Source organism: Lysinibacillus sp. 54212 (assembly GCF_036662795.1).
In the GTDB taxonomy this organism is placed as follows: Bacteria; Bacillota; Bacilli; order Bacillales_A; family Planococcaceae; genus Lysinibacillus_B.
The window spans coordinates 59782-75007 of sequence record NZ_JBAFWZ010000003.1 but is presented as its reverse complement, the minus strand read 5'-3'; the positions used below and the strand labels follow the sequence as shown (position 1 = coordinate 75007).

13 protein-coding genes are annotated in these 15226 nt (G+C 38.6%); 9 read left to right on the top strand and 4 right to left on the bottom strand.

The features are described from left to right. The first annotated feature begins 66 nt into the window (after positions 1–66). Genes V4T18_RS03110 through V4T18_RS03100 form a run of 3 tightly spaced genes read left to right on the top strand, consistent with a single transcriptional unit; the run spans position 67 to position 1370 of the window. Positions 67–528, top strand: coding sequence for a hypothetical protein (locus V4T18_RS03110; RefSeq protein ID WP_332646474.1), 462 nt, complete (start codon positions 67–69; stop codon positions 526–528). Positions 529–542: 14 nt separating this feature from the next. Then, positions 543–749 carry a hypothetical protein gene (locus tag V4T18_RS03105; RefSeq protein ID WP_332646471.1) on the top strand — a complete coding sequence of 69 codons (207 nt, stop codon included), beginning with the start codon at positions 543–545 and terminating at the stop codon, positions 747–749. Positions 750–767: 18 nt separating this feature from the next. Beyond that, positions 768–1370 (top strand): alpha/beta hydrolase, encoded by a 603-nt coding sequence (locus V4T18_RS03100; protein ID WP_332646468.1) that lies wholly within the window; start codon positions 768–770, stop codon positions 1368–1370. 240 nt (positions 1371–1610) lie between these two features. Here V4T18_RS03100 and V4T18_RS03095 read toward each other — a convergent pair whose 3' ends face one another. The 4 genes from V4T18_RS03095 to V4T18_RS03080 all read right to left on the bottom strand — a co-directional run bounded on the left by V4T18_RS03095 (position 1611) and on the right by V4T18_RS03080 (position 6907). Then, positions 1611–3725, bottom strand: a complete 2115-nt coding sequence (locus V4T18_RS03095; RefSeq protein WP_332646467.1) for an MMPL family transporter — start codon at positions 3723–3725, stop codon at positions 1611–1613. A gap of 105 nt (positions 3726–3830) precedes the next feature. Continuing rightward, positions 3831–4847 carry an inorganic phosphate transporter gene (locus tag V4T18_RS03090; protein ID WP_332646464.1) on the bottom strand — a complete coding sequence of 339 codons (1017 nt, stop codon included), beginning with the start codon at positions 4845–4847 and terminating at the stop codon, positions 3831–3833. A 17-nt stretch (positions 4848–4864) separates the two neighbouring features. After that, on the bottom strand, positions 4865–5485 hold the full coding sequence (locus tag V4T18_RS03085) for a DUF47 domain-containing protein (protein ID WP_332646463.1): 621 nt from the start codon (positions 5483–5485) through the stop codon (positions 4865–4867). Positions 5486–5740: 255 nt separating this feature from the next. After that, positions 5741–6907 (bottom strand): class I SAM-dependent methyltransferase, encoded by a 1167-nt coding sequence (locus V4T18_RS03080; RefSeq protein ID WP_332646460.1) that lies wholly within the window; start codon positions 6905–6907, stop codon positions 5741–5743. Between the two features lie 182 nt (positions 6908–7089). On the opposite strand from V4T18_RS03080, the gene putP reads away from it, so the two are divergent. The 6 genes from putP to menC all read left to right on the top strand — a co-directional run bounded on the left by putP (position 7090) and on the right by menC (position 15010). Then, complete coding sequence (gene putP / locus V4T18_RS03075; protein ID WP_332646457.1) at positions 7090–8583, top strand: sodium/proline symporter PutP; 1494 nt, start codon at positions 7090–7092, stop codon at positions 8581–8583. An 85-nt stretch (positions 8584–8668) separates the two neighbouring features. Then, the gene (gene hflX, locus V4T18_RS03070) at positions 8669–9955 is read left to right on the top strand and encodes a GTPase HflX (protein ID WP_332646455.1); all 1287 of its coding nucleotides are present in this window, start codon (positions 8669–8671) and stop codon (positions 9953–9955) included. 332 nt (positions 9956–10287) lie between these two features. Then, the gene (locus V4T18_RS03065) at positions 10288–11775 is read left to right on the top strand and encodes a peptide MFS transporter (RefSeq protein ID WP_332646452.1); all 1488 of its coding nucleotides are present in this window, start codon (positions 10288–10290) and stop codon (positions 11773–11775) included. A gap of 141 nt (positions 11776–11916) precedes the next feature. Continuing rightward, complete coding sequence (locus V4T18_RS03060; protein ID WP_332646449.1) at positions 11917–13098, top strand: M20 peptidase aminoacylase family protein; 1182 nt, start codon at positions 11917–11919, stop codon at positions 13096–13098. After that, complete coding sequence (locus tag V4T18_RS03055; RefSeq protein WP_332646447.1) at positions 13058–13891, top strand: GNAT family N-acetyltransferase; 834 nt, start codon at positions 13058–13060, stop codon at positions 13889–13891. Before V4T18_RS03060 ends, V4T18_RS03055 begins: the two co-directional genes overlap by 41 nt. Positions 13892–13903: 12 nt before the next feature. After that, positions 13904–15010, top strand: a complete 1107-nt coding sequence (gene menC / locus V4T18_RS03050) for an o-succinylbenzoate synthase (protein WP_332646445.1) — start codon at positions 13904–13906, stop codon at positions 15008–15010. The last annotated feature ends 216 nt before the right edge of the window (positions 15011–15226 follow it).

Here is a 15226-nt window from a genome sequence, read left to right as displayed (position 1 = left end):
ATAAAAGCAAAGCGGTTTTTAAATATGCTATACTACCTTAGTACAAGTAATTTTAAGGAGCGAACTATGCTAACATTTGAACAAAAGCAGGCAATTATTGAAGGGTTTACGGAGCTAACAAAAAAGGAAATTTCGTTAAAGCGCGTGAATTATCATTTTGAGGGAAGTCTTTACGAGAAAACAGTTGTTGTGGAAAAGCTACATCCGAATGGAAACGGCTTTGTTTTCGTCGGAGATTTATTATCATATGAAAAAGAAGCTAATGACAAAGGGCTCGTAAATATTCGTGACTATAGTGAGGAAGCATTACGCGCAATAATTACAGCATCTATTGCTTATTTATCTGAGGATTTTAATGATGAGCCAATCATTGAGGCTTGGGTCAATAAAATGGGGACAGAGCTAGAATTAGTGTATGAAAATCGTAGCTGGAACGTATATCACAATGATAATTTAGAGGAAGCATTTGGTACACGAGACGCAGCTGCAGAGTACTTATTAGAGGAAGGTTTTAAATTGGCAAAGTAAAGGCAGGGGTAGGGATGGAAAGAGACAAAGCGAATGGTAAGAAGGTAGCGATGATCGTAATTGGTTCAATAATTGTAGCGGCTATTTTTGTTGTAGTTGTAATTCAAATTTTTTATGCAACATATGATCCCAAAAAATATAACCGGAATATGGACGAATCAAGTGCACTTTCGTTGACGGAAGGGGCTAGCCCGAATATAATTATCTCGAATTCAAGATAATTTGAGAGGCGTGATTTCATGCAACATATTTATCAACAAGGACGTAATGGATATACATTATTACTTCTTCATGGAACAGGTGGTACAGAACAAGATTTAATAGGTTTGGCAAAGGAAATCGATGCTGGTGCCAATATATTGAGTGTGCGTGGGCAAGTACTAGAAAATGGGATGCCTCGCTTTTTCCGCCGTGTTGCAGAAGGGGTATTTGATATGGAAGATTTACGCTTCCGGACGGATGAACTTTATCAATTTGTACAAGAGGCTGCATGGCAGTATGACTTCAATCCTTCAAAGGTTATTGCCATTGGATATTCTAATGGCGCGAACATCGCCGGGAATTTATTGTTCCGTCACAAAAATGCATTGCTTGGAGCAATCCTACATCACCCAATGGTTCCGGACCGTGACGTAACACTGCCTTCTCTTGCCAATGTTCATGTTTGGATCGGTGCGGGTACAAATGACTTTATGTGTTCACCACAAGAGTCGGAGGAGCTAGAAAAACTTTTACAAGAGGCTGGAGCAACAGTGGAGACGGCTTGGTTTAATAATGGACATCAACTAACGATGTCAGAAGTCCAAGCTGCAAAAGCATGGTATAAAGCCAATATTAAATAAGAAAATTTCATTCATAAAAATGCGAGCGCCGTATATAAAGGCGCTCGTTTTTTTTTTTTTTTTTTGTTCGAAGCTTTCGATTCGGGGCTAACCGGGCGCTTCCGCTTTTCTAATGTGTCTAGCTCCAGCGCCCAGCCCCTCGATGTCGCTTCACCCCCTCGGTCGAAAGCGGAAAGATGCTTTCGATTCGGGAATTCCAGCGCTTGTCGGGGCTAACCGGGCGCTTCCGCTTTTCTTATATTATTGTGTTTTTCGTTTAATGAATGGTAGCCACCAGTTCCAGTCGCCAAATAATTTCATCAAGCTAGGTACGAGCATTAAGCGAATTATAGTTGCATCAATTGCTACGGCAATAGCAATGCCGACACCAATCTGCTTAACAGGCATTACATCTGTAAATGCAAAGGCGCCAGTAATCACAATCATAATGAGAGCAGCTGATGTAATAATCTTACTTGTTGAAACGAGACCGTCTATTGTTGCCTTCGTATTAGTTGATCCTTTATCATACTCTTCTTGAATACGAGAAATTAAAAATACCTCATAATCCATACTTAATCCGAATACAAGACAAAATACAATAACCGGAATAATTAATGCAATTGATCCCGCCTCCATTCCTAAATGACCGTATTGGAATATATAGACGAGAATGCCGAACGTCGAGCCAAGTCCGATGATATTCATAATAATGGCCTTTAACGGAATTAAGATCGAGCGGAATGCAATCATTAAAATAATAAAGGTTGTAGTGATTATAATGATTAGCGCTAAGGCGATTTTATCCGCGATTTCGTCGAATATTTCCTGATTAAATTTCGGCTGCCCCGCTAAAGCAAAGGAAACACCTAACTCCTTATCTTTCCATTCTCGAACGAAATCTTGAGCTTTTGTAGAGGACCCTTTAGCATCAATCGAAATAGCCATATACATTTGCTCCTCCTGCACGAAAGTGTTCATCACTTCATCGAGCATACCAGGGGCCTGTGGATTCGCATTCGCCATTTCCCATGTTTCAACGGAATCGATATCAGCCGCTGTGAACATAGAGGTAACGTTTGTAACTCTCTTATCTGCTAGAAGCTCTTCCTGTATAGAAAGTATATCGGTTAATCCCTCAGTATCATTCCACCCGCCTTCTCGTTGGGCAAGTAAAAACACAGTCGCCTCTTTTCCTAAATCAAATTCATCAGATAATGTTTCGTATGCTTGACGTGCTTCGTAAGAGGTTGGTAATGAATCCACAGTAGGGATTGTTAGTTTAATATCCTTAATGGGAATCATTGCTATGCCTAATAAAATACATGCTGATAGGATAATAAGCATCGGACGGCGCATAACGAATGCAGCAAACTTCTGCCAGCGCCCCGCAGTAGGCTTTACGCGAAGGATTCGCCATTTATTTAATCGATCCCCTAGAAGCAATATCGATGCCGGGAGTAGTGTTAAGCCAGAAATAATCGCTAAGAATACAACGATTGCGCCACCTAATGCAATGTTTTGGAAAATTTCTACTTTAATAACGACCATTGCGCCTAGTCCAATCATGACACAAAGCGCGGAGAAAATTATGGAACGTCCAGCTGTTCGGATTGCTATTTGAACAGCCTCTTCAACAGTTGTATGTCCTCGTTCTTCTCGATAACGATTAATGAATAAGAGTGCAAAGTCAATACTAAGCGCTAAGCCGAGCATCGGAACGATATTTAATACAAATATAGACAAATTGAACGTGTCGCTTAGTAATGTTAAAAAACCAAATGCAGCAACAACTGTTATTCCACCTATCAATACGGGTAACAATGCAGACACAATCGTACCGAATGCTAGTAATAGTACAATGATTGCAATCGGTACGCCAATTGCTTCCGCTTTCATTAAGTCCTTTTGACTTGCTACATTAATATCCTTTGATATTACAGGTTCGCCAGTAAGTGCGATTCCGTTCTTTTCCCCAATAATTTCACGGAGCTCATCGATTATTGGAAAATAGTCCTCGATTGTATTATCAAAGTTCAGTGTTGCATAGGAAATCCCGTCCTTGTTTAATGCTTCGACACCAATAGGAGATGTGATAGAAGCAATCTCCTCAACCTGTTGAAAATCTTGTAAAAGTGTATCGATCTCTTCATCAGTTTTATTTTCAAAGAGGACAAAAATTGTTTTTGCTGGCAAACCGAATGTTTCAGATAGCTCCTCTGTCACTCGTATATGATCGTCCTCTACAAAAAAACCGTCGCCCTGCAATTTTGAAGGAAGCTCAAAAGCGAAATAGGCCATGATTAAGAAAAATATTAGCCAAATTGCTATTATCGGTTTTGCAAATTTAGTAACAAGCTTTGCAAAAGTATGCATGTTATGTACCGCCTTTCTCAGTCTCTCGTTTTAGTATAAAACAAATTGATAATTTTACCCATTTAAAAATCCGGATTACATGATGTAATCCGGATTCGCTATCGATTAAAAGAATAAACTATAAAGGAAGTAGAAACACCCAGCCATTACAGCTGAAATAGGAATGGTAATAATCCATGTTAAGACCATTTTGCGTGCTACGCCCCAACGTACACCTTTAACACGTTGTGCAGCACCGACACCCATAATTGCAGAAGAAATGACATGTGTTGTTGATACAGGTAAATGTATCATTGTGGCACCGAAAATGACTGTAGCAGAAGAAAGGTCGGCTGCAGCACCGTTAACAGGACGAATTTTCATAATTTTCCCGCCGACTGTTTTAATGATTTTATAGCCACCAACAGAAGTTCCTAGACCCATTGCAAGTGCACAAGCTACACGAACCCAGTCCTGTACATCGTCGCCAGTTTGCCATCCAGCGGCAATTAGAGCCATCGTAATAATCCCCATTGCTTTTTGTGCATCATTCGTACCGTGTGTGAATGCTTGTAGAGCTGCTGTTCCGATTTGCATTGTACGGAACCCTTTATTTGTTTTATAAAGGTTTGTATTTTTAAACAATACTTTAAATAATGACATCATGCAGAACCCGACAAATAGGGCGATGAATGGTGAAAAAAGTAATGCCTGTAAGATTTTTAAGAAGCCAGTATAGTTTAAAATGCCAAAACCAGCAGCTGCAATAGCAGCACCAGCGATAGAGCCGATTAACGTATGTGATGAACTTGAAGGAATACCATAGTACCAAGTTAGTAAGTTCCAAGTAATCGCAGAGGAAAGTGCGGCTAAAATAACGACTGATCCTGTTACATCTCCAGCAAATGTATTTAAGGAGAAGGGGTCTACAATATCACTAGCGATTGCTTTAGCTACCCCTACGAAAGTTAATGCACCGATAAAGTTCATAATGGCAGCCATTATAACTGCAACACGTGGTGGTAATGCACGCGTGGATACGGAAGTGGCAATCGCATTTGCCGTATCATGGAAGCCGTTAATAAAGTCAAATGCTAAAGCAAAAATAACGACTAAGATTGTAATAATTAATATAGTATCCATTATAAAATCTCCCGCTATTACGCGTTACGCATAATGATAGTTTCGATTGTGTTTGCTACATTTTGACAATGGTCAGCAATTTCTTCTAGTTGCTCGTAAATATCTTTGAACTTAATTAAACGAATTGGATCCTTTTCGTTTAAGAATAGTTGTTTAATGGACGAACGTAATACTTCATCACACTCGCGCTCGTAATCTTTAATAAGGATAGCGTGCTGACGCATACCAACTAAATCCTTTTTATTTAAAAGATCCATCGCTTTTACAATTTCATCTGCTGATTTTGTAATATACCCTAGGAAATCACGCATAGACTGATCAATCTCTATTAATGAGAACATTTCAAAGTGGGCAATACAGCCTTCAGTTCCATCTAAAATGTCATCCATACGAATCGCTAAAGATAAAATATCTTCACGCTCGATTGGTGTCATGAAAGATTTATTTAACATGACAATTAGCTCGTGGATTAATTTATCACCAGACGTTTCGTATTCTTTCATACGAATACTGATTTTTTTTAAGTCAGCAACGGTTTCAATACGATAGTCATTTGTGTAATGAACGGCCTCTTGCATATTAACAGCGATTTTATGCAGCGCTGAAAAGAATGGATCTTGTTTTCTTGAACTGAACATGGAATGCCTCCTACATGTATATAAAAGATTGTTTTTAAAATTTAACCTAAATCATCATAACAAAATCTTTAAAAAATCAATATAGTTTTAACTTTCGTTTAGAAAACTTTACAATTCTGTAACATTGATTATATTTAGGGTTCGACAATAAATTTTGATGGATTAGATAAAAGTGTATAGGATTTTTTTAAGCAGGTACATACCCGATAAAAAAGCTATTTCAAACAATGGTAGATCGTTTGAAATAGCTATAACTTAATCTGCTAATAAGGTGCTTAATTCTTTTTGTAAAAATGGAGTAGCGTGTAAAAATGAAACGAAATCATCGTAGTTTGTACGCTGCTCTTTTGTCGCCTTTTTTCCTGTGTAGTAGGCCCGTATTAAAATGTTTTTTGGTGTGTTTTCCATATCGATAAATTCCAATAGCTGGGTATCATACCCTACTAATGATAATAACTCTGCACGAATAGCATCCGTTGCAAGCGATGCAAATCGTTCCCGAATTAAGCCATGCTGAATCATAACATCGAGTGCAGGTGAGTTTAACTGACGATTAAGCTCATGCTGGCAGCAAGGAACGCTAAGAATAACTTGTGCCCCCCATTTTACAGCACGTGCCAGAGCCATATCTGTTGCCACATCGCAGGCATGAAGAGTAACGACCATATCAACATGCGATTCTTCATTGTAATCGTTAATATCACCAACTAAAAACTCTAAGTCGTCATAGGACAAATCCTTAGCAATACGATTACAATCCTCGATGACTTCCTTCTTTAAATCTAGTCCTGTCACACGGATGTTGTACCCTTTTTCAATCTTTAAATAATGATATAGAGCAAAGGTTAAATAGGATTTTCCAGAACCAAAATCTAGAATGCGAATTTGGCGGTCCTTTGGTAAGTATACTAATGAATCATCAATAAATTCCACGAAACGATTAATTTGTTTGAATTTATCATACTTTTGCTTTTTTACTTTTCCATCCTCGGTTTGGACTCCAAGGCGAATTAGAAATGGATACGGCGTGTCAGCATCTAGTAAATATTGCTTCTTACGGTTATGCGATAGGTTTATTTCCTTAGCAGTAGATTGTTGGTCTGACTTCCATAGTACTTTGTTTTTTTTCGATAATTGAATGTGTATCGTTTGATCTGCAAACGCAGCATGAATTTGTCGGAATTGCTCAAGCAGTTTATCCCAATGCTCGTTAAACGCATGTAATGGTATGTTTTCATGCTTTAAAATTCTTTCATATTGGTACTCGAGTTGAATCATATAAACGCCCTTTAATTCGATGGGCTTTAATTTTACTCGTTTTAATTCATTTGATTTTTGACGTGGCTGACTAATCGTTGCTAGCGCCAATGATTTATTAGAAAGCAGAGCTAAAAACTGCTCCTTCATTTGTTCAAAATCCATCTTCTCAACCTCTTTATTCTTAGTAAGAATAGTGTAACATAAGTAGTTTGTTCTGTGTGTTTCTCAAAGTTAGCGGGTATAAAATCATTTGATAATGAATATGAAGTAATAAGCGTAGAAATACGTGAAAGCTAGTGAATGTCTAGGGGAAATGGATAAATTCGTAAAGGGGGGTGATATTCATGTCAGATCATGCCTATCAGTTACTGGCCATTATTATTTATATGCTGGCAATGGCAGGTATCGGCTGGTACGCGTTTGTAAAAACTTCTAGTTTAAATGATTATATGTTAGGTGGTCGAGGGTTAGGTCCTGCTGTTACAGCCCTTAGTGCAGGGGCTGCTGATATGTCGGGATGGCTATTAATGGGCTTACCTGGCGCGATTTATCTTAATGGTTTAGTTAGTGCTTGGATTGCGATTGGTTTAACAATTGGAGCGTATTTAAACTGGTTATATGTTGCTCCACGTTTACGTGTATACACACAAGTAGCAAGTGATTCCATCACCATTCCGAGCTATTTGGATAACCGTTTACGTGATAAAACGAAGGCGATTCGAATTGCTTCTGGTATTATCATTTTATTATTCTTTACATTTTACGTATCGTCGGGAATGGTAGCTGGAGGAAAGTTTTTTGATAGTTCATTTGGTTATGATTATCATACAGGTTTACTAGTTGTATCAGGTGTTGTAGTTGCCTACACATTGTTTGGTGGATTTTTAGCGGTAAGCTATACGGATTTCTTACAAGGACTTATTATGTTTTTAGCGTTAATTATGGTGCCATTAGTCGGGATATTCTTTACAGGTGGTCTTGGAGAAACAATTGAATCGATTAAGGCTGTAAACCCTGAACATCTGTCATTATTTGCTTCAACTGCAACTGTAGCTGGTGTTATCTCATCCGTTGCCTGGGGGTTAGGTTATTTCGGTCAGCCTCATATTATTGTTCGTTTTATGGCGATTAAAACAGTAGCAGAAACAAAGCAGGCTCGTCGAATAGGCATTGGCTGGATGGCGCTTAGTTTATTAGGCGCTATTGCTACGGCATTAGTCGGAGTTGCATATTTCCAACAAAACGCTTCTACACTGGGAAATATATCGGATGCAGAAACGATTTTTATCGTGATGGGGCAAATATTATTCCATCCATTTGTAGCTGGAATTATGCTTGCAGCCATATTAGCGGCTATCATGAGTACGATTTCATCACAACTAATTGTGACATCGTCTGCATTAGTAGAGGACATTTATAAGGCCATCTTTAATAAGTCGGCTGATGATAAGCATTATGTGTTGATCGGCCGGATATCGGTTTTTGGAATTTCGATTGTAGCTGCAGCATTAGCGTGGAATCCAGATAGCAATATTTTAGATTTAGTTGGCTTTGCCTGGGCTGGCTTTGGTGCTGCGTTTGGTCCAATTATACTTTTATCTCTATATTGGCGTAAACTAACGAATATCGGTGCTCTTGCAGGGATGATATCAGGTGCTGCAGTGGCCTTTATTTGGGGCAAAATAGATGTATTAACAAAGACGCTCTATGAAATTGTACCTGGCTTTTTAGCGTGTTTAGTGGTGGCGATTGTTGTGAGTCTATTAACATATAAACGAAATACAGAAATTGAAGCAGAGTTTAACGAAACATTAAAGCTGTTAAATAAAGATTCGTAAACGAGAGCTCGTGGTGAAAGTTTGCCACGAGCTTAACTTATGGTACGATTGTGACACAAACCTCATAAACCTTAGGAGGAAATCAGTGAACACTTTAAAAGAGATTGAAACGTTAGTTGAAAAAGGAATATTAGTCGGTGTTAATTTACAAAATGATGATCATTTTGAGTATTCAATGGAGGAGCTGGCTAATTTAGCTCAAGCACTCGATGTAGAGGTTGTTGGTACTGTTACTCAAAAACTAGAGCGAGTTACACCTTCCCATTATATTGGCACAGGAAAAATAGAAGAAGTAAAGGCGTTTTTTGAAGAAACGGATGCAAACATCGTTATTTTCAATGACGAATTATCACCATCTCAAATACGAAATTTAGAGCGTGATCTAGAATGTAAAGTAATAGATCGGACAATGCTCATTTTAGATATCTTTAGTCGCCGGGCTAAAACGCGTGAAGCACAAATGCAGGTACAGCTTGCACAGCTACAATATATGCTTCCAAGACTTGTTGGATTGCATGCATCACTTTCTAGACAAGGTGGAGGCACAGGTGGCGGCTTTAAGAACCGTGGTGCTGGGGAAACGAAGCTAGAGCTAGACCGTCGTAAAATTGAAGACCAAATTGCTAAGCTTCGCCGTGATTTAGAGGGTGTAAAAGAGCAGCGAGAAACACAACGGAAGCAGCGTCGTAAAAATGCTGTGCCTGTTGTTTCGATTGTAGGCTATACGAATGCTGGTAAGTCTACAATTATGAATAGGCTGTTAGCAAAGATGGGGCAAGAGGATTCAAAGCAAGTGTTTGAGAAGGACATGTTATTTGCTACCCTTGAAACGTCTGTCCGGAATATCGAGCTACCAGACAATAAATCGTTTTTATTAACTGATACAGTAGGATTTGTAAGTAAGCTACCTCACCACTTAGTCAAAGCATTCCGTTCTACATTAGAAGAGGCTAGGGATGCAGATTTACTCCTTCATGTAGTGGACGTTTCCAATGAAGAATATAGCTTTATGATGAATGTAACGAACGACACGTTAAAGGCAGTAGGTGTAGAGGATATTCCTACGATTTATGTTTATAATAAATCGGATTTAGCCCAGGTGGCATACCCACTGATTAGCGGAGATAATGTGTGGATTTCAGCAAAACAGGATGTCGGTCTAGATGAATTGATGGGGATGATTCGTAAACAAATCTTTTCTAATTATGTACAGTGTGACATGCTTATCCCGTATAGTGATGGCGGTGCTGTATCGTATTTAAACGAACAAGCTACGATAAATTCTACAAGCTATGAAGAACATGGCACATTATTGTCACTAGAATTAAAAGAGGCAGATTTTAAAAAATTTGAACAATATGTTGTGAAATAAAAAGGTGTCCCGATGTTTAAAATCGGGACACCTTTTTAATTTATTGCTATGTAGTATTGACATCTTCCGTTCTGGGAATAGTAATTTTTGATTGCGCAGATTCTGATAAAAGTTATCTCTATATAATTATAGATGTCTAAAATAATTAAAATTCTATTCAGAAAATACCTAATATAGATAATAACCTTAAATTTCTAACATTTTCCTAAATGCTTGAAAAATATTTTTCTTTGCTTTAATGTAGTGAAGTAAAGTTATCTGACGATTGCAGGATTGTAATTTGAATTGTCGGAAATAATAAAAATTTCAACAGAAACGGAAGCGGGTATTTTATGTACAGTAAAGAGGAAATAGTTAAATCCGTGCCGCAAAAAGGTTTTTTTGGTCATCCTAAAGGATTGTTCACATTATTTTTCACGGAATTTTGGGAACGTTTCTCATATTACGGAATGCGTGCCATTCTTATCTTCTTCATGTATTACGAATTGCATGAAGGTGGGCTTGGATTAGATCGTGTAACAGCAAACTCGATTATGGCGATTTACGGATCGTTAGTGTATATGTCAGGAATTATTGGTGGTTGGCTTGCAGACCGCTTATGGGGGACACAGAAGGCCGTGTTTTACGGCGGTATTATGATAATGATTGGTCATATTGTCTTATCATTCCCTGGTGGCGTGACGATGCTGTTTGTATCGATGTTCTTTATTATCATCGGGACAGGATTATTAAAGCCGAACGTATCTGCCGTTGTTGGTGATATGTATGAGGCAAATGATACGCGTCGTGATGCAGGTTTCAGTATTTTTGTTATGGGTATTAATATGGGGGCATTCCTAGCGCCATTAATCGTAGGTGCCGTGTCAGATGCAACAAACTTCCATGTCGGTTTTGCTATCGCAGCGGTAGGGATGTTTATTGGTCTTGTTGTATTCTGGGTAACAGCGAAGAAAAATTTAGGCTTAGCAGGTGCTGCTCCAACAAATCCAATGAATGCTGAAGAAAAGAAAAAAGCTGTACGCAATTTTTCTGTTGGTGCAGTAGTCATTGCCGTTGTAGCAGGGATTGCTTACGCAACGGGTAACTTAACAGTTACGACGTTTAGTTTATTAATTACAGCACTAGGTATTTTACTACCGATAGCTTTCTTTATTTTTATGTACCGTAGTCCTAAAACGACTGTGGATGAAAAATCTCGCTTACTTGCATATGTGCCTCTATTTATAGCGGCAGTGATGTTTTGGGCAATCCAGGAGCAAGGAGCAACAATCTTAGCAACATATGCAGATACACGAACAGATTTATCGATAGGGAAATATGATATTTCTCCAGCATGGTTCCAATCATTAAACCCATTATTTATCATTATGTTAGCACCACTATTTGCGTGGCTTTGGGTAAGATGGGGAGATAAAGGACCTTCAACACCTAAGAAATTTGCCTACTCATTATTCTTTGCCGGGGCGTCATTCTTTGTTATGATCATCCCCGCAGTATTATCAGGAGGCAAAACATTAGTAAGTCCTTGGTGGTTAGTCCTATCCTTCCTACTTGTTGTAATTGGAGAGCTGTTAATTTCTCCGGTTGGTTTATCAGCGACAACAAAATTAGCTCCCGCAGCATTCGCAGCACAGACAATGTCTCTATGGTTCTTAACTAATGCAGCTGCACAAGCAATTAACGCGCAACTTGTACGTGTATATGCTGTAGTAAGCGAAACAACTTACTTCGGTGTATTAGGTGGTTTGGCGGTCGCAATCGGGATCATTTTATTATTAGGTACGCCAATCATTTCGAAAGCAATGCGCGGTGTAAAATAATTTAAAGCCAGAGTAAATGAAACGAATTTCATTTCTCTGGTTTTTTGTATATAGAAATGGATATATCGGGGTTTTTAAAAAACTAATTTTTATAACGCTTGCAGATGTTATATAATGGAATTAAAAAGTGGGGGATAAGCGATGAAGCAGGCATTGCAGGGGTTAGAACTACAAATTCAATCTATTTTTCACTATTTACATAACCATCCAGAAATAAGCTGGCATGAATATGAAACAACAAAGTACATATATAAACTATTACAACTAGAAGGATTTAAACCAATCCTATTCAAGGATTGCACAGGGCTTTATGTAGATGTAGGAGAAGGGACACCAGTAGTGGGGCTCCGTGCTGATATGGATGCACTATGGCAGGAAGTGGACGGTCAAATGAAGGCGAATCATTCATGTGGTCATGATGGCCATATGACGATGGCGATTGGAGTGCTACTGCTACTCAAACATATACCCGCGTTTGAGGGGACAATCCGTGTGATTTTTCAGCCAGCGGAAGAAAAGGGCGCGGGAGCATTAAAGGTGCTCGAGCAAGGAGTTATTGATCCACTCACTTATTTATTCGGTGTCCATGTGCGGCCTATTCAGGAAATTGCAGACGGGAATTATAGCCCTGCAATTTTTCATGGTGCAGCAATGGCATTTGAAGGAGAGATTATAGGGGAGGATGCTCATGCGGCAAGACCTCACTTAGGTCAAAATGCAATCGAGGTTGGTTGGGCTATCGTGCAAATGCTAGCATCTATTCACCACGACCCTTTAATCCCTGCCTCATACAAGTTAACGAAATTTCAAGCAGGCGGTGATGCATCAAATATTATTCCTGGAAAAGCGCTATTTTCTATTGATATTCGAGCCCAACGAAATGATGTGATGTATAAACTATGCGAGCAAATTAAGGAACGAATCGGACAAATTGCCTCTTTATATAAAGTGCATATTGAATTAAAAGAAAGTGTCAATATCGTAGGGGCTGAAGTGGATAATGAGGCTATGTGTATTATGAAGGATGCAATTGTCGATTCTGTAGGAGAAGCTTGTTTAGCCCAGGCTATTCATACACCGGGTGGAGAGGATTTTCATTATTATGCTGTTAAGCGTCCAAGTGTTAAAACGGCAATGCTGGGACTTGGTTGTGGGGTAACACCCGGACTACATCATCCCCATATGACATTTAATGAGGAGAGGCTCTTAACAGGGATTGAAATACTCACAAGAGCTGTACTCAGTGGTTTACAAAACGCGAAAACAAAGGAGGTAAATGAATATGCTAGAATCAATAGTGGTGAAAAGATTAGAAACAATTGAGGAAATAGAAGAGGCGCGTCAGCTTGAACGGGAAATTTGGGCGTCCGAAAGTGTACCCCCTCATCAAATCATTTCGTTCATTAATCATGGCGGGCTTATTATGGGTGCTTATTTAGAAAAAGAGTTAATCGGTTTTAATTATAGTCATCCTGCATTTGTTGAAGGTGAAGTTTATTTATACTCACATATGCTAGGCATAAAGAGAGAATTCCGAGAGCTTGGGGTAGGGGAGCTGTTAAAGCTTCGACAAAAGGAGCTAGCTTCTGATTTGGGTTATGAAAAATGCAAATGGACGTTTGATCCATTAGAAGCACGAAATGGTTATTTAAACTTCTCTAAGCTTCGTGTTTACTCACAAAAGTATATCCCTAATTGCTATGGCAATTTAGCGGATCCATTTAATTGTCTATTACCGTCAGACAGATTATTGGTGGAATGGAATTTGAATGATGAGGATTTTTTAAGATGGGATATTAAAATCAATGAATTACTAGAAGGTGCTGGACCACTTGTACCATGGAATTTAAGTATTGTAGGATTGCCAATCTTGGATAAGGATAATAATTTTAATGGGAAAATAACTTATTTAAATGATGCGTATATGCTACCAATTCCGTCTAACTTTCAAAAAATAAAAATCGAAAGTCCATCATTAGCTGAAGATTGGCGATACAAAACGAGAGCTATTTTTCAAGCAATGTTTGAACAGGGCTTTATCGTTGTTTATTTAAAGCAAGAGAATGAGCATATAAGTCAATACTTATTCGTTAAGCGCTCTTTATTTGCTCTATAAAGAGGAGAAAAAATGAAAATTACTGAAGTTTCACTTTATACGTTGGAAATGCGCATGAAGCAGCCGTTTGAAACGAGCTTTGGCACGTTACAGGACAAAACAATAATTGTTGTTAGAGCAAAGGATGAATCTGGGCTCGTTGGCTGGGGTGAAGGGGTTGCCTTTGATGCTCCCTGGTATACAGAGGAGACAGTAAAAACTACGATGCATATGTTAAAGGATTTTTTAATCCCGATAATTTTGCATAAGGAGTTGCAGCATCCGGATGAGGTAAGCAAGCTTTTCTCAGCCATTCGTCGAAATAACATGGCAAAGTCAGCGATTGAGGGTGCTGTTTGGGATATATATGCAAGGCACACACACCAATCTTTAGCGCAAGCAATAGGTGGAACACAACAAAGAATCGATGTGGGAATTAGCATCGGGATTCAGCCATCAATCGAGAAGTTACTTCATGTGATAGCAGGCTATTTAGAAGAGGGCTATAAGCGTATTAAAGTAAAAATAAAGCCTGGATGGGATGTTGAGGTCATTAGCGCGATACGGGATCGTTTTGGAGACATCCCACTGATGGCAGATGCTAATTCAGCCTATACTTTAGATGATGTAGAGCTATTAAAACAATTAGATGCATTTCATTTAATGATGATTGAGCAGCCACTAGCACATGATGATATTGTTGACCATGCAATCTTACAAAAGCAATTGAGGACACCTATCTGTTTAGATGAGAGTATTACTTCATTAGAAGATGCAAGAAGGGCGATTGAACTCGGGAGCTGCAGTGTTATTAACATTAAGATTGGTCGAGTTGGTGGCATAACAGAAGCGAAAAAAATCCATGATTATTGTGCTGAAAAAAATATCCCTGTGTGGTGTGGTGGGATGCTAGAGGCAGGTATAGGTCGAGCGCATAATATTGCACTTACAAGCTTATCTAATTTTGTTATGCCGGGTGATACAGCAGCTTCTAGTCGCTATTGGCATGAAGACATTATTACACCAGAAGTGATGGTGGATACGGGTACTATTACCGTCCCGACAATTGCTGGCATAGGCTACAAGGTAAATCGCGAATTAATAGAGAGTATGGCGAAGCATATCAATATAATAAAATAAAGAAATCATCACGGGGCAATGCTCGTGGTGATTTTTTTTGCTTAAAAGTAACAGTGGTGTTAGTTGAAAATGTACAACATATTTATAATAAACAATCTAATCTATTCTAAGCTGTGTCAAAAAAAATCCTAAATTCAAAGCGTTTTCCTTGTACATTATATACTTTATTTTCTCGAAAATGTGAACAAGCAACAACAATAATCCTTTTAATTGATT